The 25,382-nt window shown below is 60.9% G+C and carries 16 protein-coding genes; 2 read left to right on the top strand and 14 right to left on the bottom strand.

Going from position 1 to position 25,382, the window contains the following annotated elements:
- Window positions 1–136: 136 nt before the first annotated feature.
- Both treS and glgB read left to right on the top strand, forming a co-directional pair.
- The gene (treS, locus tag ACA044_RS13695) at window positions 137–3,478 is read left to right on the top strand and encodes a maltose alpha-D-glucosyltransferase (protein ID WP_497446825.1); all 3,342 of its coding nucleotides are present in this window, start codon (window positions 137–139) and stop codon (window positions 3,476–3,478) included.
- Between the two features lie 2 nt (window positions 3,479–3,480).
- Window positions 3,481–5,712 (top strand): 1,4-alpha-glucan branching protein GlgB, encoded by a 2,232-nt coding sequence (gene glgB / locus ACA044_RS13700; RefSeq protein WP_497446826.1) that lies wholly within the window; start codon window positions 3,481–3,483, stop codon window positions 5,710–5,712.
- Between the two features lie 131 nt (window positions 5,713–5,843).
- Here the strand turns inward: glgB and ACA044_RS13705 are convergent, their stop codons facing one another.
- From ACA044_RS13705 to ACA044_RS13770, 14 genes are all read right to left on the bottom strand, one after another.
- On the bottom strand, window positions 5,844–6,911 hold the full coding sequence (locus ACA044_RS13705) for an autotransporter domain-containing protein (RefSeq protein WP_497446827.1): 1,068 nt from the start codon (window positions 6,909–6,911) through the stop codon (window positions 5,844–5,846).
- Between the two features lie 428 nt (window positions 6,912–7,339).
- Window positions 7,340–8,140 carry an endonuclease/exonuclease/phosphatase family protein gene (locus ACA044_RS13710; RefSeq protein WP_497446828.1) on the bottom strand — a complete coding sequence of 267 codons (801 nt, stop codon included), beginning with the start codon at window positions 8,138–8,140 and terminating at the stop codon, window positions 7,340–7,342.
- Between the two features lie 154 nt (window positions 8,141–8,294).
- Window positions 8,295–9,053, bottom strand: a complete 759-nt coding sequence (locus ACA044_RS13715; protein ID WP_497446829.1) for a PIG-L deacetylase family protein — start codon at window positions 9,051–9,053, stop codon at window positions 8,295–8,297.
- Window positions 9,054–9,465: 412 nt separating this feature from the next.
- A complete protein-coding gene (gene glgX, locus ACA044_RS13720; RefSeq protein ID WP_497446830.1) occupies window positions 9,466–11,625 on the bottom strand; it encodes a glycogen debranching protein GlgX in 2,160 nt (719 codons plus the stop codon).
- A gap of 91 nt (window positions 11,626–11,716) precedes the next feature.
- Window positions 11,717–12,049: a DUF2934 domain-containing protein gene (locus tag ACA044_RS13725; RefSeq protein WP_497446831.1), complete on the bottom strand. Its 333-nt coding sequence runs from the start codon at window positions 12,047–12,049 to the stop codon at window positions 11,717–11,719.
- A 21-nt stretch (window positions 12,050–12,070) separates the two neighbouring features.
- Window positions 12,071–14,869 (bottom strand): malto-oligosyltrehalose synthase, encoded by a 2,799-nt coding sequence (locus ACA044_RS13730; RefSeq protein ID WP_497446832.1) that lies wholly within the window; start codon window positions 14,867–14,869, stop codon window positions 12,071–12,073.
- Window positions 14,866–16,944 carry a 4-alpha-glucanotransferase gene (gene malQ, locus ACA044_RS13735; RefSeq protein WP_497446833.1) on the bottom strand — a complete coding sequence of 693 codons (2,079 nt, stop codon included), beginning with the start codon at window positions 16,942–16,944 and terminating at the stop codon, window positions 14,866–14,868. The genes ACA044_RS13730 and malQ overlap by 4 nt, the downstream gene beginning before the upstream one ends.
- Window positions 16,941–18,737, bottom strand: coding sequence for a malto-oligosyltrehalose trehalohydrolase (gene treZ / locus ACA044_RS13740; protein ID WP_497446834.1), 1,797 nt, complete (start codon window positions 18,735–18,737; stop codon window positions 16,941–16,943). Before treZ ends, malQ begins: the two co-directional genes overlap by 4 nt.
- A gap of 13 nt (window positions 18,738–18,750) precedes the next feature.
- On the bottom strand, window positions 18,751–20,337 hold the full coding sequence (gene glgA, locus ACA044_RS13745; protein WP_497446835.1) for a glycogen synthase GlgA: 1,587 nt from the start codon (window positions 20,335–20,337) through the stop codon (window positions 18,751–18,753).
- A gap of 597 nt (window positions 20,338–20,934) precedes the next feature.
- The gene (locus ACA044_RS13750) at window positions 20,935–21,888 is read right to left on the bottom strand and encodes a D-2-hydroxyacid dehydrogenase family protein (protein ID WP_497446836.1); all 954 of its coding nucleotides are present in this window, start codon (window positions 21,886–21,888) and stop codon (window positions 20,935–20,937) included.
- A gap of 13 nt (window positions 21,889–21,901) precedes the next feature.
- Window positions 21,902–22,939 (bottom strand): alpha/beta fold hydrolase, encoded by a 1,038-nt coding sequence (locus tag ACA044_RS13755; RefSeq protein ID WP_497446837.1) that lies wholly within the window; start codon window positions 22,937–22,939, stop codon window positions 21,902–21,904.
- A gap of 250 nt (window positions 22,940–23,189) precedes the next feature.
- Window positions 23,190–23,624, bottom strand: a complete 435-nt coding sequence (locus ACA044_RS13760) for a YqaA family protein (protein ID WP_497446838.1) — start codon at window positions 23,622–23,624, stop codon at window positions 23,190–23,192.
- Window positions 23,624–24,070, bottom strand: a complete 447-nt coding sequence (locus tag ACA044_RS13765) for a DUF411 domain-containing protein (RefSeq protein WP_497446839.1) — start codon at window positions 24,068–24,070, stop codon at window positions 23,624–23,626. The genes ACA044_RS13760 and ACA044_RS13765 overlap by 1 nt, the downstream gene beginning before the upstream one ends.
- Window positions 24,071–24,332: 262 nt before the next feature.
- Window positions 24,333–25,328: an aldo/keto reductase gene (locus ACA044_RS13770; RefSeq protein ID WP_497446840.1), complete on the bottom strand. Its 996-nt coding sequence runs from the start codon at window positions 25,326–25,328 to the stop codon at window positions 24,333–24,335.
- Window positions 25,329–25,382 lie beyond the last annotated feature (54 nt).

Below are 25,382 nucleotides of genomic sequence, written 5' to 3' on the forward strand. Positions count from 1 at the left end.
GGCTTGCTCGCGAACGCGGTGTGTCAGGCGACATCAATGCTGACTGTTATGGCCCCTTCGCAAGCAAACCCGCTCCCACACTGACCGCATTTCTTCAGGCAGATACTGTTTTTCCAGAATTTTTCAGGAGTTTCAAATGGCGAAGAAACCCAGGTCAGCCACCTTCATCAAGGACCCGCTCTGGTACAAGGATGCGGTGATCTACCAGGTTCACGTTAAGTCTTTTTTTGACTCCAACAATGACGGGATCGGCGACTTTCCGGGCCTTATCGCTAAACTCGATTACATTGCCGATCTAGGCGTCAACACCGTCTGGCTGTTGCCGTTCTATCCCTCGCCACGGCGCGATGATGGCTACGATATCGCCGAATACCGTGGCGTGCACGCCGACTACGGCACCATGGCCGATGCCAAACGCTTCATTTCCGAGGCCCACAAACGCGGTCTGCGGGTGATTACCGAATTGGTCATCAACCACACCTCGGACCAGCACCCGTGGTTCCAGCGCGCGCGCAAGGCCAAACCCGGCTCGGCGGCCCGCGACTTCTACGTCTGGTCCGATAACGATCAGAAATATGACGGCACCCGCATCATCTTCCTCGACACCGAAAAGTCCAACTGGACATGGGACCCGGTGGCCGGTCAGTACTTCTGGCACCGCTTCTATTCCCACCAGCCGGACCTCAACTTCGACAACCCGCAAGTCATGAAAGCGGTGCTGTCGGTGATGCGTTACTGGCTCGACATGGGCATCGATGGTCTACGGCTGGACGCGATTCCGTACCTGATCGAGCGCGATGGCACCAACAACGAAAACCTGCCCGAGACCCACGACGTCCTCAAGCAGATCCGAGCCGAAATCGACGCCAATTACCCCGACCGCATGCTGCTGGCCGAGGCCAATCAATGGCCGGAAGACACTCAGCTGTACTTTGGCAATACCGATGCCAGTGGCCAGAACGGCGACGAATGCCACATGGCCTTTCACTTCCCGTTGATGCCGCGCATGTACATGGCGCTGGCCCAGGAAGATCGCTTTCCGATCACCGACATTCTGCGCCAGACCCCGGAAATTCCCGCCAACTGCCAGTGGGCGATCTTCCTGCGCAACCACGATGAGCTGACCCTGGAAATGGTCACCGACAAGGAGCGCGATTACCTGTGGAATTACTACGCGGCCGACCGTCGGGCGCGGATCAATCTGGGGATTCGCCGTCGTCTGGCACCGTTGATGGAGCGCGATCGTCGTCGCGTGGAACTGCTCAATAGCCTGCTGCTGTCGATGCCCGGCACGCCGACCCTGTATTACGGCGATGAAATTGGCATGGGTGACAACATCTACCTTGGCGACCGTGATGGTGTGCGCACGCCGATGCAATGGTCGATCGACCGTAACGGCGGTTTCTCCCGCGCCGACCCGGCCAGCCTGGTATTGCCGCCGATCATGGACCCGCTCTATGGCTATCTCTCGGTCAACGTCGAAACCCAGGCCGGCGACCCCCATTCGTTGTTGAACTGGAACCGGCGCCTGCTCGCGGTGCGCAAGCAGTCCAAGGCCTTCGGCCGTGGGACGCTGAAGATGCTTTCGCCGAGCAATCGACGGATTCTGGCTTATACCCGCGAATTCACCGGCGCGGACGGCAAGCACGAGATCATTCTGTGCGTGGCCAACGTATCCCGCAGCGCGCAAGCGGCGGAACTGGATTTGTCGGCTTATGTCGGCATGGTTCCGGTGGAAATGCTCGGCGGCAACGCGTTCCCGCCCATCGGCCAGTTGAATTTCCTGCTGACGCTGGCGCCTTACGGCTTTTATTGGTTCGGGCTGGCGGCGGAAAACCAGATGCCGAGCTGGCACGTGGAGCCGGCGCAAAGCCTGCCGGACTTCACCACGCTGGTGTTGAAGAAACAGATGGAAGAGCTGCTCGAAGCACCGTCTCGTCATACGCTGGAACAGGGCATCCTGCCGAGCTGGTTGCAGAATCGTCGCTGGTTCGCCGGCAAGGACGGCACTATCGACAGCGTCAATCTCGCTTACGGCGTGCGTTTCGGCGATCCGCAGCATCCGGTATTGTTGGGTGAAATCGACGTCACCAGCGGCGGTCAGACCAGCCGCTATCAGTTGCCGTTCGGTTTTATTTCCGAGGAACAGGTCGGCGCGGCCTTGCCGCAGCAGTTGGCGCTGGCCAGGGTTCGGCGCGGTCGTCAGGTCGGTTTGATCACCGACGCCTTCAGCCTCGACAGCTTTATTCATGCCGTGTTGCAGAGCATGCAGGCCGGCACGGTGTTGCCGTCGGACGGCGGCGAGATCCGCTTCGAGCCTTCCGACGAACTGGCCAAGCTCGGCCTGACTGCCGAGTCGGAGGTGCGTTACCTGTCCGCTGAGCAATCCAACAGTTCGGTGGTGATGGGCAGTAGCCTGGTGCTGAAACTGATCCGCAAGGTCGCGTCGGGGGTGCACCCGGAACTGGAAATGAGCGCGTACCTGACCCATGCCGGTTTCCAGAATATTTCGCCGCTGCTGGGGGCGGTGATTCGTCGCGATGCGGCGGGCGAGGACACGCTGCTGATGATTGCCCAGGGCTACTTGAGCAATCAGGGCGATGCGTGGGAGTGGACCCAGAACAACCTCGAACGGGCGCTTCGCGACGAGCTCGCTGATGCCGTGTCCGAACAGGAACAGCACTACAACGCCCTTGGCGAGCTGAAGGATTTTGCCGGCATGCTCGGCCAGCGTCTGGGGGAAATGCATCAGGTGCTGGCGGCCCCGAGCGCCAACCCGGACTTCGCCCCACAACTCACTACCCAGAAAGATGCCCTGGCCTCGGCCAAGGACGTGGCGGCGCAACTGGAACATGCCTTGAAGTTGCTCAAGCAGCATCAAGCCGAACTGAGCTCCGCGGACCAAACCATGGTCAGGCGATTGCTGGACAACAAAAAAGCCATCCTCAGCCATGTCCAGGCGTTGGGCAAAAAGGCTGCTGGCGGCTTGCGTATTCGCGTCCACGGCGACTTGCATCTGGGGCAGGTGCTGGTGATCAAGGGCGATGCCTACCTGATCGATTTCGAGGGTGAACCGGCGCGGCCGCTGCCTGAACGACGCGGCAAACACAGCCCCTATAAAGATGTCAGCGGCGTGTTGCGTTCCTTCGATTACGCCGCGGCGATGACGATCAACGTGCACAATGTCGACAACACCGCCGACGCCCAGGCAGCGCGTCAACGGGTCGCCGAGCGTTATCTGAAAGAGGCGAGGCAAGCATTTGTCGACGCTTATCGGCTGGCGGCAGCTAGTCTTGCTCATGCATGGCAAGATCCCGAAGGCGAGGACGCCGCGCTGGCGTTGTTCGGTCTGGAGAAGGCGGCTTATGAAGTGGCCTATGAGGCCGAAAATCGCCCCACCTGGCTGCCCGTGCCGTTGCACGGTCTGTACGGGTTATTGAGTGGGCTTAAACCCTTTTCCGATCTTGGTGGAGAGTAGTCATGAGTATCTCGAACAAGGAACAGGGGCACGTTAAAGAGGCGCTGCTGCCCAGAGCGCGGGATATCGACGCATTGGTACGTGCCGAGCACCGGGACCCTTTTGCAATTCTCGGCCCGCACGGCGATGGCGCTGGTGGGCAATTCATTCGCGCCTATCTGCCGGACGCCTTGAGCGTGCAGGTGGTAGACAAGGAGTCAGGGGAAGAACTCGGCAGCCTTGAGACCACCCAGACGCCGGGGCTGTTCGTCGGGCATTTCGAACAGGCGCGGCCCTATCTGTTGCGAACCCGTTGGGCCGGGGGTGAGCAACTCGCCGAGGACCCTTACAGCTTTGGCCCATTACTCGGCGAGATGGATTTGTACCTGTTCGCCGAGGGCAATCACCGTGATCTGAGCAGTTGCCTCGGCGCGCAGTTGAAGACGGTCGATGGCGTGGATGGCGTGAGCTTCGCCGTGTGGGCTCCGAATGCCAAAAGGGTATCGGTGGTCGGCGACTTCAACGTCTGGGACGGTCGTCGGCATCCCATGCGCCTGCGCCACCCTACGGGTGTCTGGGAATTGTTCATCCCGCGCCTGCAGGCGGGGGAGGCCTACAAATACGAAATCCTCGGTGCCCAAGGCATTCTGCCGCTCAAGGCTGACCCGATGGCCCTCGCCACCGCGCTGCCGCCGGACACCGCCTCGAAAGTCGCCTCACCGCTGAAAGTCGACTGGCAGGACCACGACTGGATGCAGTCGCGGGGCGAGCGTCAGCGAACCAGCGCGCCGCTGTCAATTTACGAGTTGCACGCCGGTTCCTGGCAATGCGAGCTGGATGACCTGGGGGAGGTCGCCCGTCAGTACACCTGGCACGAGTTGGCCGAGCGGCTGATTCCTTATGTGAAGGAGTTGGGCTTTACCCACATCGAACTGATGCCGATCATGGAGCACCCATTCGGTGGCTCATGGGGTTATCAACTGCTGTCGCAATTCGCCCCAAGCGCCCGTTACGGTACGCCGGATGACTTCGCCGCGTTCGTCAATGCCTGTCACCAGGCCGAGATCGGCGTGATCCTCGATTGGGTGCCGGCGCATTTCCCCACCGATACCCACGGCCTGGCGCAGTTCGACGGCACCGCGTTATATGAGTACGGCAACCCCCAGGAAGGTTTTCACCAGGACTGGGACACGCTGATCTATAACCTGGGGCGCACCGAGGTTCACGGCTACATGCTGGCGTCGGCGTTGCACTGGCTCAAGCATTTCCACGTCGATGGCCTGCGCGTGGACGCAGTGGCGTCGATGCTGTATCGCGACTACTCGCGCAAGGCCGGCGAATGGGTACCCAACCGTCACGGCGGTCGGGAAAATCTGGAAGCCATCGATTTCGTCCGCCATCTCAACGATGTGGTGGCCCTGGAAGCGCCGGGTGCGCTGGTGATTGCCGAAGAGTCCACGGCGTGGCCGGGTGTCAGCCAGAGCACGCAACAGGGTGGCCTGGGGTTTGCCTATAAATGGAACATGGGCTGGATGCATGATTCGCTGCATTACATTCAGCAGGATCCGGTGTACCGCGCCCATCATCACAACGAGCTGAGTTTCGGCTTGGTGTATGCCTGGTCCGAGCGTTTCATCCTGCCGATTTCCCACGACGAAGTGGTCCACGGCAAGCATTCGCTGATCGACAAGATGCCCGGTGACCGCTGGCAGAAATTTGCCAACCTGCGGGCTTATCTGAGTTTCATGTGGACGCACCCCGGCAAGAAACTGTTGTTCATGGGGTGTGAATTTGGCCAGTGGCGTGAGTGGAATCACGATCAGCAGCTGGACTGGTATTTGCTGCAATACCCGGAACACCAGGGTGTGCGCAAACTGGTCGGTGACCTGAATCGACTGTATCGCGAAGAACCGGCACTGCACGATCAGGACGATGCCCCGCAAGGCTTTCAGTGGTTGATCGGCGACGACGCGATCAACAGCGTCTACGCCTGGTTGCGCTGGAGCAAGGACGGGCGGCCGGTGTTGGTGGTGGCCAACTTCACGCCGGTGCCGCGTCAGTCCTACCGCGTCGGTGTGCCGTTTGCAGGGCGCTGGGTCGAGTTGATCAACAGCGATGCCGACACCTATGCCGGGTCCAATTACGGTAACGGCGGCGGGGCGTTCACCGAGGAAGAGCCGAGCCATGGCCAGGCTCTGTCATTGGTGTTGAACCTGCCGCCGTTGGCGGTGTTGATTCTGCGTCCGGAGGGTTGATCTAAAACCGCGTCGCTTCATTCGCGAGCAAGCCCGCTCCCACATTGGTTTTGTGTACAACGACAATCCAATGTGGGAGCGAGCCTGCTCGCGATGGCGTCAGAATTCACAACACATCCCTTGAGTCCTCGTTACCACCGCATCCGCACCCCAAGGCTGCCAATCAACCCGTTCAAATCATTGTCATCCACGTCGCTGCTGTAATCGGCGCTGATATACAGGCTGACCAAAGGCGTCACTCTGGCCACCAGCCCCAGACCCACGTCCACCGTCGATGAATTGCGGCTGCTGCTGATCTTGTCGACCTGATCCAGGCTCACGGTATTACCGGTGTACACCGTGTGCCACACGTTGGTCCGCACATAGGGTTCGATCGGCAGGCCATTAATATCGTAACTGCCTTTCAAGCGGGCACCGACCCGCCCGCTCCAGGATGTCAGGTCGCTGGAAGAGGCATTGCCAGAGCCGGCATAGGGCGTATCCAGCGTAATGCGTTGATTGATCAACTGCGCCTGGGGTTCGACCACCCAGTTATTACCCAAACCAATCGGGAAACCACCTTCCACCGACAACGTCACCGCGCTGCCTTCGGTGGCTAGCCGTGCGCCCTGGTCGTTGCGGCTATAACCGTTGACCCGGCCACCACTGGCCGTCAAGTCTACGTGCCAGCCTTGCGGGCCAGTCAGGCTCCAGTAGGCGCCGAGACTCTGGCCTTGAAGGTTGAGCGTGTCATGGCCGGGATCGGCGAGGGCGCGGTTGGTCAGCAAGCCGTTGTCATTGCCGTGGAATTGAGCGGTGCCGCCGATCAGCCCGACCCGTTGGGTATGGCCGCTGTTGCTTTGCACGGTCAGGAGTGCCGGGCCTTTGAATTCGCTGGCACCGGGGATAGAAGAGCCCTGAGCGAGATAGTCGGTCTGGGCCTGCCGCGACGTCTTCCCATAGACATGGTCCCAGGCCGAAGGCGCAGCGTCTTCGATCGTCAGGCGTGAGCTTTGTAAGTCGGGATTGACGTGTAAGCGGCCAGGATAGGTGGCGGATCCGGCGGGCAAGGTGAGAACCGGCAGTTCCTGGTTGTACCAGGGGGGTGTTTCGTCCTCGGCAGGCGAGGCCTGCAGCTCCATGGATGAGCACAGCAGGAGTGAACTCGTGACAGTGTAAAAGGTGATTTTGATCTCTTGTGAGGAGAGTGAAGTTTTCATGGCGGTCTACCTTGCAATCGCATGCGCATCTCGCTGTGGCGTCTCTCCTACCCCGAATGAGGGGCGACCGAATGGATTGAGGCAAGGTCCGACCCGCCCGTTTTTACGAGAGTCTGGAGGCTTGCCCCTGATGGATTTCCGGGGGTAGTAAGAAGTAGCTAAGAAGACCGATGGCGTTGCGTCAAGAAAATGGCCGATAAGTGGTATTGCTATTTTAGCGTCCATAAGTGACTGATTTTTGGCGCGTATATAAGTTGTTGTTTGTGCGAAATATCATTCCAAAAGGCGCGGAGCAGACATGTTTGATAGAGGGCTATCGGTTTGCTTGAGCGATCATCGGTGTAAGTTAAATGAGCAGGCACGGCTCGTTGTTGCTGTCATTTTTTCTGTTGGAGTGGGCACTCCTCGGCGACTGCCACTTGACGGTGTTACAGGCGCACTTCCACCGCCAGCGGCAAATGATCCGACAGGTGCGTCCAGGGTTTGTGGCCGAGTATTCGCGGTTCGTGACTGCTGGCATTACGCAGGTAGATCCGGTCCAGACGCAGCAGGGGAAAACGCGCCGGGTACGTTTTTGCCGGTCGGCCATGGTGGCGTTCGAAGGCTTCATGCAGGTAGTCGCGTCGGGCGAGGGCGGCGTTGCCTTGCAACTGCCAGTCGTTGAAATCGCCGGCAATGATCACCGGGGCATTGTCGGGCAGCGATTCGAGCAACAGGCAGAGCAATTGGAGCTGGAGTTGTCGATGGCTTTCCAGCAGGCTCAGGTGCACGCAAATGGCATGCACTTCGGCATGGCCCGGCACATCCAGCACACAGTGCAGCAACCCGCGACGCTCGGGGCCGGTGATTGAGACATCGAGGTTGCGAAATTCGCGGATCGGGTATTTCGACAGTAGGGCATTGCCGTGGTGGCCGTCGGGGTAGACCGCGTTGCGACCATAGGCGAAATCGCTCCACATACTGTCGGCCAGGAACTCGTAGTGTGAGGTCTGTGGCCAGTCGTTGTAGCGGAAAGAATGCCGGTCGTGCTCACCGACCACTTCCTGCAGAAACACCAGGTCCGCCGACGTACTGCGTACCGCTTCACGCAGCTCCGGGAGGATGAAACGTCGATTGAGGGCGGTGAAGCCCTTGTGGGTATTGACCGTCAGCACTCTCAGCCGATGAATCGCCGGGGGCGTGTTCAATGGCACTGACTCGACGGCTTGGCGTTCGGAATCGCTGGTCACATTCACTCCTCTGAATCAGGGCTGATGTTATGTATGCGACTGATACATGGGCGAGCAGTTCAGCGTGATTTGTGGCAAAGGAGCTTTTGTGGCGAGGGAGCAAGCTCCCTCGCCACAAAAGCTCCTTTGCCACAAAAGACATTCCTTGAATGATTCAGACAAACACAATTTCATACGGCAACCGCATGCGTTCCAGAATCACCCGGGGCAACATCGGGGCGATGCCTATCGCCGGTTCGCCATCGAGTTGGCTGGCGTAGGCATAGGTGGCGTGGCTTTTGCGCGCGACGGTCCAGCTGTCGAGGCGGATCTTGCGCGCGCGATGCCAGGGGATCAGCCTGTGATCGCGCATCGGCCAGTGCCAGGCCCAGACCGGTACTTCGTTGAACGTCGCACCGACCAGGGCCGCAGCCCTGGCGCTGGCTCGACCGACAGCATCGTGGTCGACATTGCCGTCTTCGCGCCAAGTGCTGAACACCACATCGCCGGGGCGCAGGTAGCGGATGATGAATTGGGTCAATTCAGACTCCCGCTCGGCCAGACCGTTGTCGGTGAAGCCGGCGCGAATCCACTTAAGGCTGTGCATCGGTAACCCGAGCCGGCGCAAGGCTTCGACGCTTTCCTGGGGGCGGAACACGCTCAGGCGTTTTTCCGACCACTGTCGCGACCCTGGATGACTGGCGCTACCGTCGGTGATCGAGATCAACTGCAGAGGATGATCCAGGGAGCACAGCAGTTGCAGCAGGCCACCGCAGGTCACCACTTCATCGCCGGGATGCGGCGCGATCACCACCGCACGAGCGCCGGTCGGGACCAGCGTTTCGGTGTTGATGACGGGGATGATGTCCAGTTGCGGGGCGCTGTTCCAGATCTGCGCGGGCAAGCTGCTTTCGCTGATGGAAACTGTTTTCATGGGCGCTACGTCCTTGTTCTGTCTTGCCCTCCGTCGTGCGCAATGCTTGCAGGGGAGCAAGCCTGGCAGACCCGTGAAGGCGGGGGGATAGCAATGTGCCGCGCTCCGAACCCTGGATTGCCGCGGGCAGAGTATTGCTCATGGAACGCTATTCGTCGCCTCAGCCTTTGGTCTGATTCGGTTTTTTTAATCCGAGCTGTGTCGGGTTTCGCAAATCAGCAGCGATGCACACCTTGTAGCAGCTGCCGAGCCTGCGAGGTTGCGTTCGGCTGCGAAGCAGTCGTGAATCCGGCTGACGCGGTTTGTCTGATGCACCGCAAGTTCTGGTTTGACGACTGCTTCGCAGCCGAACGCAGCCTCGCAAGCTCGGCAGCTGCTACAGAGGGCATTACGGCTTACCCCCGGGGGCTTTTCACTCTTCTTCCTCGTGCTGCAATTCGAACAGCAGCAGCGAACGGCCGGTGACCGAATATTCGTGACCGAACTCGAAGCGTTCCTGGCCACGTATCGACGGTTGATTGGTATCGATCATGCAGGTCCAGAAACCACCGTCAGGCACTTCCGGGAGGAGGAAATTGACGATGTCATGGTGGGCGTTGACCACCAGCAACAAAGTCGCGTCGGCGCCCTTGCGACGAATGCCGGTTTCCTGGGCGCGGCCATCGAGCAGCATGCCCAGGCAGCGACCGTGGCCTTCCTCCCATTGTTCGGTGGACATTTCGCTGCCGTCCGGGGAAAGCCAGGTCACGTCCTTGACGCCAATGTCTTCGTTGTAATTGCCCACCAGGAAGCGTCCGCGCCGCAGGATCGGGTAGGTCAGGCGCAACTTGATCAGGCGTTTGACGAATTTGAGCAGGGCCTTGCCGTCTTCGCTCAGGTCCCAATTGACCCAACCGATCTCACTGTCCTGGCAATAAGCGTTGTTGTTGCCTTCCTGGGTACGGGCGAACTCGTCGCCGGCCACCAGCATCGGCGTGCCCTGAGACAGCAGCAACGTGGCGAAGAAGTTGCGCATCTGCCGCTGGCGCAGCGCATTGATCTCGGGATCGTCGGTGGGGCCTTCGACACCGTGGTTCCAGGACAGATTGTTGTTGCTGCCGTCCTGATTGTTCTCGTCGTTGGCTTCGTTGTGCTTGTCGTTGTACGACACCAGATCATTGAGGGTAAAGCCGTCATGGGCAGTGATGAAGTTCAGCGAGGCATACGGCCGGCGCCCACGCTGGTTGAACATCTCGCCGGACGCCGTCATGCGGCTGGCAAAGTCGGCGAGTTGGCCGTCGTCGCCTTTCCAGAACGCGCGCACGGTGTCGCGGAATTTGTCGTTCCATTCGACCCAGCCCGGCGGGAAATTCCCCACCTGGTAACCGCCGGGGCCACAGTCCCAGGGTTCGGAAATCATCTTCACCTGGCGCAGAACCGGGTCCTGGCGGCAGGCCACGAGGAAGCTGTGACGCTCGTCGAAACCGTCGTGGTAGCGGCCGAGGATGGTCGCCAGGTCAAAGCGGAAACCGTCCACGTGCATTTCCGTGGCCCAGTAACGCAGGGAGTCAGTGACCATTTGCAACACGCACGGGTGGCTCAGGTCCAGGGTGTTGCCGGTTCCGGAGTCGTTGATGTAGTAGCGTTTGTCGTCAGGCATCAAGCGGTAGTAGGAGGCGTTGTCGATGCCGCGCATGGACAGGGTCGGGCCTTGTTCGTTGCCCTCGGCGGTGTGGTTGTAGACCACGTCGAGGATCACCTCCAGATTGGCCTCGTGCAGGTGCGCGACCATTTCCTTGAACTCGGCGATCTTGCCGCTGGCCAGGTAGCGCGGGTCCGGGGCAAAGAACGCAATGCTGTTGTAACCCCAGTAATTGGTCATGCCTTTGTGCAGCAGGTGCTGGTCATTGACGAAGGCATGAATAGGCAACAATTCCACGGTCGACACGCCGAGCTTGCGGATGTGTTCCAGTATGTCATCGACCATCAACCCGGCGAAGGTGCCACGCAGATTCTCGGGGACGGAGGGGTGACGCATGCTGAAACCACGTACGTGAGTCTCATAAATGATTGTCTTGTCCCACGGCACGCTGACCCTGTGGTCATGGCCCCAGGTATGTGCCGGGTCGATCACTTTGCATTTGGGCACGAAGGGGGCGCTGTCCCGTTCATCGAAACTGAGGTCGGCGTCAGGGTGGCCGATGGTGTAGCCGAACAACGCTTCGGACCATTTCAATCGGCCGACCAATTGTTTGGCGTAGGGATCGATCAGCAGCTTGTTGGGGTTGAAGCGATGGCCGTTGGCCGGGTCGTACGGACCGTATACGCGATAGCCGTAGATCAACCCTGGATGGGCATCGGGCAAGTAGCCGTGGTAGATCTCGTCGGTGTATTCCGGCAATTCGATACGCTCGAGTTCCACCTCGCCGGCATCGTCGAAGATGCACAGTTCGACCTTGGTTGCGTTAGCCGAAAACAGCGCGAAATTGACCCCCAGGCCATCCCAGGTCGCACCTAGCGGGAAGGGCAAGCCTTCACGAATTCGCGAGGCCTCGGCATGAGGTTCGGGCGCGGCTTTCTTTGGACTGGTCATAGCTGCTCCTGCAACGGTTTTTTGAGGGCGAATGCGCTCTCGGTGGCGAGAGGGCTCGCCACGATGTCAATCGGGACAAGGCTGTGAAGCGTCAGGTCGTTGGCGGTTTACGCGCGGCGCGAGGCTTTTTCACAGGGGGCTTTTCGCCCGGTGGAGTCACTGCCGACGCCGCGGCGGATTTGGCTTTGGGCTTGGACTCGATGCCCTTGGCATTGACCAGCTTGCCGTCGGGCTTGCCAAGCGCGGACTGGGTGCCGATGCTTTTGCTGCCGTTCGCTTTCGGCGACTTACCGGGCGCCAGTGCTTCGGCTTCGGCCAGTTTGCAGGCCATCTCCCAATGGCGTTTTTCCTGGCCCACGGGTTTGCCCTCGGACTCCCAGATTTGATAGGCAAATTCGCGGATGCGTTTATCGTCGGTACTCATCGCAATGCTCCTGAACTGAACTCAAGCTTGGGTCGTTTGGATAAAGAGATTGACCGGGAAATCCCCCAGCGCGGCGCTGACCATCAGCTCCCTGTGTTTTGTGACTGCGACGCTTGCAAAAAGTCCCTTCAGATTTTCGTCAGGCGCGGCGAACGGCAATTGGACTCGGGTATCGCCCCACAGCTGCGCGTCAACCTGTGGATCGGCACTGTTTTCCAGCAATTCGGCACAGCGTATCGGTACGATCACGATAGCCCGTTTTCCCTGCCATTCACGAACAAACGCCAGTACCCGGTGAGCCTGGCTGCCGAGGACTTCAAGGGCTTGGTAAGTCCCTTTCTGAAACAGCCCGGCATGCTCGGCACGCAGGTGTAACGTCTGGGCGATCAGGGTTTGCTTGATGCGCCCATCACGCCAGCTCGCCAACACATCGGGCAGGTCCAGCCGAACGTGCATGGCCTGTTGACGGCTGACGTAATCCACCGGCCGACGGTTGTCCGGATCGACCAGCGTAAAATCCCAGAACTCGTTGCCCTGATAGAGGTCCGGTACCCCCGGCACGGTCATTCGCAGCAAGGTTTGCGCCAATCCATTCAGTGCGCCTGGGGCGGCAATGCTCTGCGCTGCCGCACCGATGGCCGTGCGCAGTGGCTGGCCTTCGGGGCTCAGCAGCAGGCGTTCGAGAAACCCTTGGGTCGCTTGTTCATACCCCTCGTTGGGCGCGCTCCAGCTGCTTTGCAACTTGGCTTCGCGCAGGGCTTTTTGTTGCCACTGCCAGAGGCGTTTAGCGTAGCCCTCGAGCGCCACCTGATCGTCAGGGCGAAGCTCCAACGGCCAACTGCCGAGGATCGCTTGATAGAGAATCAGCTCGTCGCCCGCCGAGGGCGCGCCGGGTTCAACGCGCAGTTTGCCGGCCAGGGTTCGCCAGTGTTCGACCTGCGCGGTGTACCCAGTGCTGCGTTCACTCAACACCGCCAGCCGCGCGCGGGTATCTTCGCCGCGTTTGTGGTCGTGGGTCGCGGTGGCCAGCAGGTTGTCGGGGAATTCGGCGAGGCGATTGGCGCAGGCAGCGTGGAAGTCAGCCACCGGTGCGCTGAACTGTTCAGTGTTGTAGCCGACATCGTTGCGCGACAACAGCACCGCCGAGCGATAAAGCGCGGTGTCTTCCACGGCCTTGGCCGCCGCCGGTGAGGTCAGCTGCTGGAAGCGCACGCACGCATGCTTGAGCAGTTTGCGCGGGCGGCCCACCGGGCGCTTGCGCCAGGGTTGGCCACCGAGCCAGCCGGCCAGGCAATCGAGCACCGGCCAGTCGGCCTCGCCGAGGGTTTGCCTTGCACCGTCCATGGCCTGCTGGAAAAACACCTCGTCCTGGGCGCAGTTTCGGCCCAGCGGGCTGATATAGGTGCGGTACACCGGGAAGTGCACGATCAGTTCCTGCAAGGCCCGACGGATTGCGCCGAGGGTCAGGTCCCGCGTCATCAGGTCATCCCGGGCTATTTGCAACAGGGCTTGGGCGACACTTTCGAAATCCCCGGCCAGGGAACCGTTGAGAATCTGCTGGCGTGCCAGTTGCGCTTCCTGGCGGAAATCGGCGGGCCGTTCGCTGTGCCGGCTCCACAGTTCACCCAGGGGCTGGGCGCCTTCGGGGTCGGTTTGCAGCAACGACAACTGGTTCATGAATTCGTAACCGGTACTGCCATCGACGCACCAGTCGCGGTGCAGGGTTTCGCCTTCGCCGAGGATCTTCTCGACGTAAATCGGCAGGTGCCGCTCCGGTGCCAGGCGATCGATCCGGCGCCGCAGTTTGCGGCAGTAACCACGCGGGTCGGCGAGGCCGTCGATGTGGTCGATGCGCAGTCCATCGACAAGGCCTTCGGCCACCAGCTCGAAGATTTTTGCATGGGTGGCTTCGAACACCGCCGGGCGTTCGACGCGCAGGCCCCCCAGTTCATTGATATCGAAAAAGCGCCGCCAGTTGATGTCGTCCGCCGCGGTGCGCCAACTGGCCAGGCGATAGCTCTGGTGTTCCAGCAGGTTATGCAGGCGCTGAAAACCCTCGGGGGTGAGCGAGTCGTAAGTGCCGAGGGTGTGCTGGATGGCCTGAAGAATGGCCGGATCGCTGGCCAGTTCCCGCAGCTCTGTTTTCAGTGGAATCGCCAGGCTGTGGGCGTCGGTCTGATAACTCAAGGTACTGAAGCGATCTGCCAGGGATTTGAGTTGCTCGACCTGCTCGGCATTCAATAGCTCATCCGCCTTGAGCAATTCGCCGTAGTCCGTGGGGCGAATCGGGAAGTGATGCTCATAGTGCTCGACATAAAAGGCGCCGCTTTGGGCATCGAAACGCAAGGGCAGGGTGCCGTCTTGCAGGGCGACGCCGTAATCGCTGCCCAGGAAGGGCAACAGTAACTGGCCTTCCATCAATGGGTCGGGTGAGTGCCATTGAATGTCGAAGAACTCGCCGTAAGGGCTCAGCCGTCCCCATTCCAGCAAGTCGAGCCACCAGGGGTTGTCACCACCGCCGACGGCCATGTGGTTGGAAACGATGTCGAGGATCAGCCCCATGTGGTGTTCGCGCAACGCACTGACCAAGCGGCGCAATGCAGCTTCGCCGCCCAGTTCAGGGTTGACCGCGGTCGGGTCCACCACATCGTAGCCATGCATGGAGCCTGCGCGGGCGGCGAGCAGCGGCGAGGCGTAGACGTGGCTGATGCCCAGGCTGGCGAAGTACGGCACCAGCGGCACCGCTTGATCCAGTGTGAAACCTTTATGGAATTGCAGCCGCAGCGTCGCCCGCAGCGGTTGGGTCAGCGGTTGATTCATTGGTCACGCTCGGCCGCCTGAAGTCGCGCACAGGCGAGCAGTTCCAGGCGTCGGGCGGCATCCGGGTCATCGAGCAGGGCTTCGCTGTCGCCGGGCAACCGGCGGGACCAGTTGGGGTGGGTGTCGGTGGTGCCGGGCAGGTTGGCCTGCTGTTCGATACCCAGGGCATCTTCCAGCGGCAGCAACACCAGTGGCGCGCGGGTATGACCGAGGAACCGGATGGCGGCGTCGAGTACCTGATCGGTTTCGTGGGACTCTTCGCGGAAATTCTGCGGGTCCTGGCTCAGCACCCGGCGCAGGCCTTCGCGCTCGCGTTCGCGATGTTGGCGCCATTCGATTTCACCCGGGGCGTCGACCAGACTCAAGCGAGCGCTCCAGTCGATATCGCGACCGTGCCACCAGCCATTGAGCGTCGGCAGGTCATGGGTGCTGGTGGTTGCCAGGGCGTTGTCCGGCCAGTCGAGAATCGGCTTGAAGTGCGTGTTGTCCTGTTCGAACAGCAGCACGCGCATGCCGAGGATCGAGCGCGCGATGAGTTTTTCGCGTAGGCCGTCGGGTACGGTGCCGAGGTCTTCGCCGAGAACGATGGCCTGATGCCGATGGGATTCGAGGGTCAGCAAGCGCAGCAGGTCGTCCACCGGATAATAGAGGTAGGCACCGTCGCTGGGCGGCGCGTCATTGGGGATCACCCACAGTCGTTGCAGGCCCATGACGTGATCGATGCGCAGGCCACCGGCATGGCCGAAGTTGGCCCGCAGCATTTCGATGAACGCGCGAAAGCCGTTGCGCACCAGACCTTCAGGGGAGAACGCAGAAATCCCCCAGCCCTGGCCGGCGCGGTTGAGGATGTCCGGTGGCGCACCCACGGTCAGTGAGGCGAGCAATTCATCCTGGCGACTCCAGGCCTGGCTGCCGCCGCCGTCGGCGCCCACCGCCAGGTCGGCGATCAGGCCGATGCCCATGCCGGCACCGCGGGCGGCGCTCTGGGCGCGCTCCAGGCTGCGCGCAATCAGCCATTGGCAGAACGCGAAGTAGCCGATGCGGGACGAGTTCTCTTCGGCAAATTGCGTCAGGGCGGCGCTGCGCGGGTCACGCCATTGCTCGGGCCACTCACGCCAGTCGAGGCTTTCACCGCGAAGGGCACGGGCTTCCTGGATCGCTTCGAAGCGGCAATGATTTTCCAGCGCTTCGCCACCGGCATGGCGGAAGCTGCTGAAGTCTGGATGCAAGGGATGTTCGCCGTGGACGAACCCTTCATACAAAGCTTCCAGCAAGCGATGCTTGGCCTCGGCGGCCGTGGGCCAGTCGATCAGCGACAGTGTTTCGAGGTGCTTGAGCTCAGCGGCAAGGCCGGTGGAGTCGATCGCGGTGCGCAGGGCGCGTTCACCGAAAATCGCACCGGGCGCCGCGTACAGGCTGTTGAGAAACAAACGGCTGGACGGTGAGTAAGGGCTGTAACGCTGGGTGTCGCCGCTGAACATCGCATGCAGCGGGCTGATCGCCAACGCTTCGGCGCCCCGTTCGCCGGCCACCCGGGCCAGATCTTCGAGGGCCTGGGTATCGCCGAATCCGCCATCGCCGGGACGGCGCAGCGAGTACAACTGCACGCTCAGGCCCCAAGTACGCGGGTTTTGACTGTCAACGGCATCGCCAACGCTGTAGCAGCGCTCGGGCGCCACCGCCAGGGTGAAGGACTGATCGTCGATGCTGACATGCTGATAACCCACCGGCACCAGCCCGGGCAAAACAGCGTTGTCATCGAGCTTCAGGTTGATCCGTGAGCCGTCTTCGAGATGGATCTCACACGGGGTTTGCGGTTCGAAGTAGTGGGCCAGATCAAGGCCGACGCCGACGTCGCAGGTCAGCAGCGGTGGCAGGTGCCGGGTTTGTTGCACCTCCTGCAATTGCACCAGGCTGGCGTCGATCTCCTGGGCGGAATTGGCGGGATGGCCAAGTCCACTGAGCACCGAGCGCAACACCGCCGGGGTAACTTTCTGTGGACGGCCATTGGCGTCGATCCAGTCGACGGCCAGGCCTGCTCGGCTGGCCAGTATTTCCAGTTGCGTTTCGCTCATGGGCGCTCTCTATCCGGGGGTAGCAAAGGGGGTGCGGCCGTGAGGGTGACTAGCGCGCAATACGGGACAAGTGTGCCCTGATCCAATAGGCCGGCCGATCGCGGCGGGTGTTCGAACAGCAACATAGCGTCGGCCTGTGAGGTGTGGACCACGGGCGTGTCGCTGAGGTTCAGGTCAATGCGCAACTGACGGCCATCGCCCAGCCGCCAACGCGCCGTCACCGCGCCTTCGGCCAGTACCTGCGCACCCTGCGCCTGGGCACCGGGCAGGTGCGGGATGATGTGTTGATGGCGAATCTGCAGCAGTTGGCGATACAGGTCATAAATCGGCGATTGGCGGGTGGCGGTCAGTTTCGGCCGTGAAGCCTCGAAGGTCTGTTTCGCGTTCGGGTCGGGAATTTGCTCGCGTTTGTGCGGGTCGGTAAAGGCGCTGAACGCCGCGAACTCATTGCGCCGTCCTTCGCGCACCAGTTCCGCCAGTTCACCGTGGTGGCTGGTGAAGAACAGGAACGGTTGCTCGGCGGCGAACTCGTCGCCCATGAACATCAGCGGGATCATCGGCGACAACAGCAGCAACGCGGTGGCGGCGTAGAGGGCATCAGGCCGGGCCAGTTGATGCAGGCGCTCGCCAAAGGCGCGGTTGCCGATCTGGTCGTGGTTTTGCAGGAACAGCACGAAGGCCGTGGGCGGCAAGTGACCACTCGGCTCACCTCGGGGCGTACCGTGGCGTGTGATGTGGCCCTGAAACACGAAGCCCTGGCTCAGGCAACGGGCGAGTTGTTCGGTGGGCTGCTCGGCATAGTCGGCGTAATAGGCATCGGTTTCACCGGTGAGCAAAACGTGCAGGGCGTTGTGGCCGTCGTCGTTCCACTGCGCGTCGAAACCTTGCTCCAGCAAGCTGGCCTGGTTGTGCTCATTTTCCGCCATGAGCCACACGTGCCGCGCCGGATCGGTTTGCCGCCGAACCCGTTGCGCCAGCTCCTGAAGGAAGTCCGGGTCTTCGATGGCGTGCACGGCATCCAGGCGCAGGCCGTCGAAGCGGTACTCCAGCAACCACATCAGCGCGTTGTCGATAAAGAAGTTGCGCACCTCGCGCCGCCGGAAGTCGATGGCCGCGCCCCACGGGGTGTGTTGGTCTTCTCGAAAAAAGCCTTTGGCGTAGCGATGCAGGTAATTGCCGTCCGGGCCGAAGTGGTTGTAGACCACGTCGAGAATCACCGCCAGGCCATGGCCGTGGGCCGTGTCGATCAGGTGTTTGAGTTGTTCGGGCGAGCCGTAGGAAGCCTGGGGCGCGTAAAGCAAAACGCCGTCGTAACCCCAGTTGCGCTCGCCGGGGAACTGCGCCAGCGGCATCAGTTCGATGGCGGTAATCCCCAGTTCGACCAAACGCGCCAGATGCTGCTCGACCTCGCTGAAACCGCCGAGTACCCCGACGTGCAGTTCGTAGATCACAGCCTCATTCCATGGCCGACCCTGCCAGGCGCTGTGTTGCCACGCATAGGCGAGGGGATCGACCACCACGCTGTGGCTGTCGATATCGCCTGCCTGGGCGCGGGAGGCCGGGTCCGGCACCTCCAGCTCGCCATCGATGTTGTAGCGGTAGCGGGTACCCGCGGGGCAGCGGGCCTTGATCACAAACCAGCCATCGGCCTGAGGCAGCAACGGCAGGGATTGCCCGGTTTCCAGTTCAAGACTGACAAAAAACGCATCTGGCGCCCACAAGGCAAAACGCGTGTGTTCTGCGTCCAGCATGACTGCGCCGTGGGGCCAGGTCTCAAGGGTCCGTAACGGCATCGTTGAAAGCCTCTTACTGTTTGCCCGATTTGCCCAGCGCTTGAGCCACCAGTTGTTCGTAGAGTTCGGCGTAGGGTTCGACCGCCTTGCACCAGTTGAAGGGCGCCGTCATGGCTCGGCAACGCATGGCGTTGAGCAGGCCGGGGTAGGCGAATACCTTGAACGCGCGGCTCAGGGCTTCGCGATAACTCTCTACCGTGGATTCGTCGAAGAGGAAACCGGTCACGCCGTTTTCAATGGTGTCGGCCAGGCCACCGGTATTGCGCGCTACCGGTAATGAACCGAAGCGCTGGGCGTACATCTGGCTCAGACCGCAGGGTTCGTAACGCGAAGGCATCAGCAGGAAATCACTGCCGGCGAACATCCGACGGGCGTCGGTTTCATTGAAGCCGATGTGCACGCCGATTTGCCCGGGGAAGCGCAACGCCAGTTCACGCATGGCTTGTTCTTCTTCGGGCTCGCCACGGCCGATGATCGCGATCTGGCCGCCGTTGGCGACAATGTCTTCAGCCACCGCTTCGGTCAGGTCCAGGCCTTTCTGGTAGACCAGCCGCGAGACCACGGCGAACAGCGGACCTTCGGAGTCTTCGAGGTCGAACAGCCTGCGAACGTGCGCCGCGTTGACGGCTTTGCCGTCCCAGTCGCCGATGGCGAACGGGTGGAACAGGTGCGGATCGGTGGCCGCGTCCCAGCTTTCATCGATGCCATTGGGAATCCCGCTGAGCAAACCTTGCTGGGTCTTGGCGGCGAGAAAACCGTCGAGGCCGCAGCCGAAGGCCGGCGTGGTGATTTCCTGGGCATAGGTGGCGCTGACGGTGGTGATGTGGCTCGAATAGGCCATGCCGGCCTTGAGGAACGACATCTTGCCGTAAAACTCCATGCCTTCCTGTTGCAAGGCATGCATGGGGATCCCGAGTTCCGGGCACGAGCCGAGGCTGGTGACGCCCTGGTACGCCAGGTTGTGGATGGTGAACAGGGTCGGGGTGCGTTGCCCGCGCCAGTGCATATAAGCGGGCGCCAGGCCGGCAGGCCAGTCGTGGGCGTGCACCAGGTCCGGGCACCAGTGAATTTGTGCGAGGTTGGCGGCGATATCGGCTGCCGCGAGGCCCAGCCGGGCGAAACGAATATGGTTGTCCGGCCAGTCGCGGCCGTTGTTGGCGCCGTAAGGCAAGCCTTCGCGCTCGTACAGTTCAGGGCAGATCAACACGTAAATGACCAGGCCGTCGGGCATATCCATGCGCCCGATCTTGCAGGGCGGCAATGCTGCGTGCCCACCCAGTTCACCAATGATATGAATCGGGTTCTCGCTGTTCATCACTTGCGGATAACCGGGGATCAGCACACGAACGTCGTGCAGGTGAGCCATGGCCCGCGGCAGCGCAGCGGAAACGTCGCCCAGGCCGCCGGTCTTCACCAGATCGGCAATCTCCGAGGTAACGAACAGGACTTTCTTCTTGTTGGGATTCTGACTGGCCGCCGGTGCCAGCGTCTTGGGGACCGGCACGCTGGCCGATTTGGCACTGAGGGCGCCGATGGCGCTCGTTTCCCCGACCTGCTGATGAGCACGTTCTCCCTGAATATCTAAAGCCGCACTGATCATATGAATCTCCCGTGTTGTTGATCTAATTCTAGGTCTGGCACAAACGGTGTTCGTGGCCAAATCCTGTGGCCGGGCGCTAACGCGCTACGCATCGGTGAGCAAGTGCTGCCCATGCGCTGAAGCAGAATGGGTGAAGTGGCTGTTGCAAGGAATGCACCAGTCGCTGTGGCCCTACCTTTAACCTGACCAGCGGCCAGCACTAAAAGTTTCGATTTTTTTCACCGAATGACCGGTCGGTTTTACCCCGCGAAAATCAGTCTAGGCCAGAACTTAGAGCGGGGTCGGTTAACCGGGGAATTTGTTCGACAATCGGTTGGATGAGCATGCAAAAACGAGGCTTTGCGCAGGGATATGCACCGACGAAGGGCAGGTTTGTTTTTGGGTGTGGGTCAAATCGGACTTGAAAGTCACAATGACCGGGCGTGATGGGTTGTGAATTGCACCATTGCGGTGCGTAGGGCTTGGGGAGATGTGGTGGGTTTGAGGGCCTCTTCGCGGGCAAGCCTCGCTCCTACGGGGTTTGTGTCGGTCACGGTATTACGGTCGACACAAACCCCGTAGGAGCGAGGCTTGCCCGCGAAGAACGATAACGCGGTCCTAGTTCAGAATCCGAACCGGTTCCCCGGCCGCCCAAGCTTGAATGTCTTCGATCATCTGCGAAAAAAACAGTTGGTAGTTCTGCCGGCTGACATACCCGGCATGAGGCGTGGCCAGTACATTGTCCAGCGTTCTGAAGGGATGATGGCGGGGCAACGGCTCCTGCTCGAAGACGTCCAGCGCAGCGCCCGCCAGGCGTTTTTTCTGAAGCGCCTTGATCAACGCCGACTCATCGACAATTGGCCCGCGTGCGGTATTGACCAGCCATGCTGTGGGTTTCATCCAGTCCAGCGCCTGAGCGTCCACCAACCCTCGGCTGCGCTCGCTGAGCACCAGATGGACCGACAGCACATCGGCCTGCTCGAACAGTTCCTGCTTGCTGACATAGGTGACGTCGACTTCGGCAGCCCGTTCGCTGGTGAGGTTTTCGCTCCACGCGATGACGCGCATGCCAAACACCTGACCGAACCGGGCTACCCGCTGACCGATGCTGCCCAGACCGAGGATCGCCAACGTCTTGCCCTGCAGGTCGCCGCCCAGGCCTTGCTGCCATTGACCTGCGCGCAAGGCGTTGGCTTCGGCCACCAGGTTGCGGGTTGCTGCCATGATCAGCGCCCAGGTCAGTTCGGGGGCGGCGTGTTTGTAGCTGTCGGTGCCGCAGACCTGAATGCCCAGCGCGGCGGCGGCTTTCAGGTCCAGGGCGGCGTTGCGCATGCCGCCAGTGACCAGCAGTTTGAGTGTGGGCAAGCGGCGCAGCAGGTCTTCGTCAAACCGGGTGCGCTCGCGCATCACGCAGATCACCTCGAATGCGCCCAGACGTTCGGCCAGGGTTTCGTTGTCGGCAGGGTAGTCATGGAGAAAGCTCACCTGGCCGATGCTGTCCAGCACCGACCAGTCCACCACGTCGCGAGCTACGTCCTGCCAGTCATCGATCACCGCAATCTGCACAGCCATCAGCCTTACCTCATCAACGAACGGGATTGGTTTTGTTCAGCCACTCGAGCAACGCCTGATGGAACTTCGCCGGCTCCTCCATCTGCGGCGCGTGGCCAAGGCCCGGGAATTCAACCAGCGTCGACTGTGGAATCAGTTTCGCTACTTGCTTGCCGAGTACGTCGTAATGACCGATTTTCGCCTTGACCTCGGGCGGTGCGATGTCCTTGTTGATGGCCGTGGTGTCGGAGGTCCCGATCAGCAGCAGGGTCGGCACTTTCAGGTCCTTGAACTCGTAGTACACCGGTTGGGTGAAGATCATGTCGTAAATCAGCGCCGAGTTCCACGCCACCGCTGTTTTGCCCGGTCCTTTGGCCAAGCCTGCGTACATGTTCACCCAACGGTCAAACTCCGCCTTCCAGCGGCCATCGTAATAGGTGGTGCGTTGGTAGTCGTGGATACCTTGCGCCGTGACTTTCAGCTCGCGCTCATACCATTGATCAACTGTGCGATACGGCACGCCGAGGGCTTTCCAGTCTTCCAGGCCGATGGGATTGACCAACGCCAGTTGTTCGACTTGATCGGGGTATTGCAGCGCATAGCGCGTGGCGAGCATGCCGCCGGTGGAGTGCCCGAGCAAGGAGGCTTTCTGGATGCCCAGGGCTTTGAGCAGTTGCTGGGTGTTGGTGGCCAGTTGCTGGAAACTGTATTGATAGTGGTCCGGTTTACTGGAGGTGCAGAAGCCGATCTGGTCCGGGGCGATAACCCGGTAACCGGCCTCGCTCAACGCCTTGATCGAGCTCTCCCAGGTGGCGCCGCAGAAGTTCTTGCCATGCATCAGCACCACGCTGCGGCCATTGGCCTTGCCATGGGCCGCGACGTCCATGTAACCCATCTGCAGGGATTTGCCCTGAGACTCAAAGGCGAAATGCTTGACCGTGTAGGGGTACTCAAAGCCCTGAAGTTGCGGACCGTATTGCGGCGTTTCGGCTTCGTTCCGGGCGTGGACGAAAACGGGCAGTGCCGCCGTCAGCAGCAGACCGGGCAACCAGCGGGAGAGAATGGGCGACATGGGTGAACTCCACAGGAAATCCGCCGATGCTGGATTGGCGTGATTAGGGTGACATTAAACACAGGCGGCGACGCATTCTTTGTAGCAGCTGCCGAGCCTGCGAGGCTGCGTTCGGCTGCGAAGCAGTCGTGAGTTCGGCTGACGCGGTCTGCCTGACACACCGCGAGTTCTGGTTTTACGACTGCTTCGCAGCCGAACGCAGCCTCGCAAGCTCGACAGCTGCTACGGGGCTATGGCGCTGCATGATCGTTCAACCCATCCAGCCCAGTGTGGCGATGGCCAACACACCGTAGCGGGCGCCCTTGGCGAACGTCACGATCACCAGAAAACGCCCCAGCGGCTCGCGCATGACGCCAGCCACCAGCGTCAGAGGGTCGCCGATGATCGGTACCCAGCTTAGTAGCAAGGACCAATGACCGTAGCGCTGATAGTGCTTTTGGGCTTGTTGAAGATGGCGAGGGCTGACCGGAAACCACCGCCGATCGCGGAACCGTTCGATACCGCGCCCCAGCCACCAGTTCAGCAGCGAGCCCAGCACGTTGCCCAGCGTGGCCACCGCCAGCAATGACCAGAGCCAATACTGGCCGCTGAGCAACAGCCCCATCAGCACTGCTTCGGACTGCAAGGGCAACAGGCTCGCGGCACCGAACGCCGCGAGAAACAACCCGATGTATGCGCCGAACATCAATGGGCGGGGTAGTCCGCCACCACCACGTCAGTGCCGTCCTTTTTCAGGCCGATCACCTGGTAGGCGTCGCTCATGCCGTCCATTTCCATACCGGGCGAGCCCATGGGCATGCCGGGGGCGGCAACCCCCAACAGATCGTTACGCTTGCTCAAGGCCAGTACTTGCTCGGCCGGCACGTGGCCTTCGACGAATTTGCCGTTGATCAAGCCGGTATGGCAGGACGCCAGGCGAGGTGGCACGCCGTGTTGTTGCTTGAATTGGCTCATGTCGGCTTCGACATGATCTTCAACCTTGAAGCCGTTGGCTTCCAGATGACTGACCCACTTTTTGCAGCAGCCGCAGTTGGCGTCGCGGTGAACTTCGATGGGGATCAGGTCGGCGGCCTGAGTCAGGGAGGAAATGAAGAGGGCGCTCAGGGCGGCCAGGCGCAGGTAGGTTCGCATGGGAATCTCGTCTCGGATTGCGGCCAAAAAGATGCATTTTGACCCTTTTCACTCGCGAAGAGGTGGCGGATTGTTTCGAAGTAATACAGCGTTGGGCAATCCATTGTGGGAGCGGGCTGTGGCGAGGGAGCTTGCTCCCGTTGGGTCGCGCAGCGACCCCGGCATTTCAAAGTTAAACCGCATGTAAAGGGTTTACGACTGCTTCGCAGCCGAGCGGGAGCAAGCTCCCTCGCCACACAAGCCCGCTCCCACAGGGAACCGCTTACCGGTCGAGCAACTTCATGACCTCTTCCGGATAACGCAGGCCTGCCGTGGCATTGGCCGGGAATATTGCTTCCAGGGCCTGCAACTCTTCACGGCTCAATTTCACCTCCAGCGCGGCCACATTTTCTTCCAGGTATTTACGCTGTTTGGTGCCTGGAATCGGGATCAGGTAATCCCCTTGGGCCAAGACCCACGCCAACGCCAGTTGGCCCGCCGTCACGCCCTTGTCGGCGGCCAGGGCCTGCACCTGCTGCACCAGCAACAGATTTTTCGCGAAGTTGTCCCCTTGAAAACGCGGGCTGAAACGACGGTAGTCGTCGGCTGCGAAGTCATCCGGGCTTCTCAGTGCACCGGTCAAAAAGCCCCGGCCCAACGGGCTGTAAGGTACGAAGGCAACGCCCAGACGCTGGCACGCGGCCAGGCAACCGTTCTCCTCCTGATCGCGGCTCCACAGCGAATATTCACTTTGCAGTGCGCTGATCGGATGAACCTTGTTCGCTCGCTCCAGCGTGGCGACCGATGCTTCACTCAATCCCAGGTAACGCACCTTGCCGGCCTTCACCAGTTCTGCCATGGCGCCGACGGTTTCCTCGATGGCCACCTGCGGATCGATGCGGTGCTGGTAATACAAATCCAGGGTTTCCACGCCGAGGCGTTTGAGGGTGCCGTCAATAGCGTCGCGAATGTATTGCGGTCGACCGTTGACGCCCCGTGCATCGGGGTTGGACGGGTCACGGACAATGCCGAACTTACTGGCCAGAAACACCTGCTCACGCTTGCCGACAATGGCCTTGCCGATCAGCTCTTCGTTGTTATGTGGGCCGTACATATCTGCCGTGTCGAGCAGGTTGATCCCCAGTTCCAATGCGCGGTGCAAAGTGGCGATGGCTTCACGGGTGTCCACGCCCGTGGTGTAGAAATCGGTCATGCCCATACAGCCCAGCCCGATCGCGCTAACCTGCGGACCGTTTTTACCCAGTTGACGTGTTTGCATGAAATCAGCTCCCTGTGAATTGAAGCCCATTGTTGATCTCGACAGAAACAAGAT

Source organism: Pseudomonas sp. LBUM1673 (assembly GCF_059695645.1).

Bases quoted from the DNA above. Each gene is read 5' to 3' on its own strand.
- malQ (WP_497446833.1), bottom strand. From the start codon at position 16,944: ATGAGCGAAACGCAACTGGAAATACTGGCCAGCCGAGCAGGCCTGGCC.
- ACA044_RS13715 (WP_497446829.1), bottom strand. From the start codon at position 9,053: ATGAAAACAGTTTCCATCAGCGAAAGCAGCTTGCCCGCGCAGATCTGG.
- ACA044_RS13705 (WP_497446827.1), bottom strand. From the start codon at position 6,911: ATGAAAACTTCACTCTCCTCACAAGAGATCAAAATCACCTTTTACACT.
- ACA044_RS13760 (WP_497446838.1), bottom strand. From the start codon at position 23,624: ATGTTCGGCGCATACATCGGGTTGTTTCTCGCGGCGTTCGGTGCCGCG.
- glgA (WP_497446835.1), bottom strand. From the start codon at position 20,337: ATGATCAGTGCGGCTTTAGATATTCAGGGAGAACGTGCTCATCAGCAG.
- glgB (WP_497446826.1), top strand. From the start codon at position 3,481: ATGAGTATCTCGAACAAGGAACAGGGGCACGTTAAAGAGGCGCTGCTG.
- treZ (WP_497446834.1), bottom strand. From the start codon at position 18,737: ATGCCGTTACGGACCCTTGAGACCTGGCCCCACGGCGCAGTCATGCTG.
- glgX (WP_497446830.1), bottom strand. From the start codon at position 11,625: ATGACCAGTCCAAAGAAAGCCGCGCCCGAACCTCATGCCGAGGCCTCG.
- ACA044_RS13755 (WP_497446837.1), bottom strand. From the start codon at position 22,939: ATGTCGCCCATTCTCTCCCGCTGGTTGCCCGGTCTGCTGCTGACGGCG.
- ACA044_RS13730 (WP_497446832.1), bottom strand. From the start codon at position 14,869: ATGAATCAACCGCTGACCCAACCGCTGCGGGCGACGCTGCGGCTGCAA.
- treS (WP_497446825.1), top strand. From the start codon at position 137: ATGGCGAAGAAACCCAGGTCAGCCACCTTCATCAAGGACCCGCTCTGG.
- ACA044_RS13750 (WP_497446836.1), bottom strand. From the start codon at position 21,888: ATGGCTGTGCAGATTGCGGTGATCGATGACTGGCAGGACGTAGCTCGC.
- ACA044_RS13725 (WP_497446831.1), bottom strand. From the start codon at position 12,049: ATGAGTACCGACGATAAACGCATCCGCGAATTTGCCTATCAAATCTGG.
- ACA044_RS13770 (WP_497446840.1), bottom strand. From the start codon at position 25,328: ATGCAAACACGTCAACTGGGTAAAAACGGTCCGCAGGTTAGCGCGATC.
- ACA044_RS13765 (WP_497446839.1), bottom strand. From the start codon at position 24,070: ATGCGAACCTACCTGCGCCTGGCCGCCCTGAGCGCCCTCTTCATTTCC.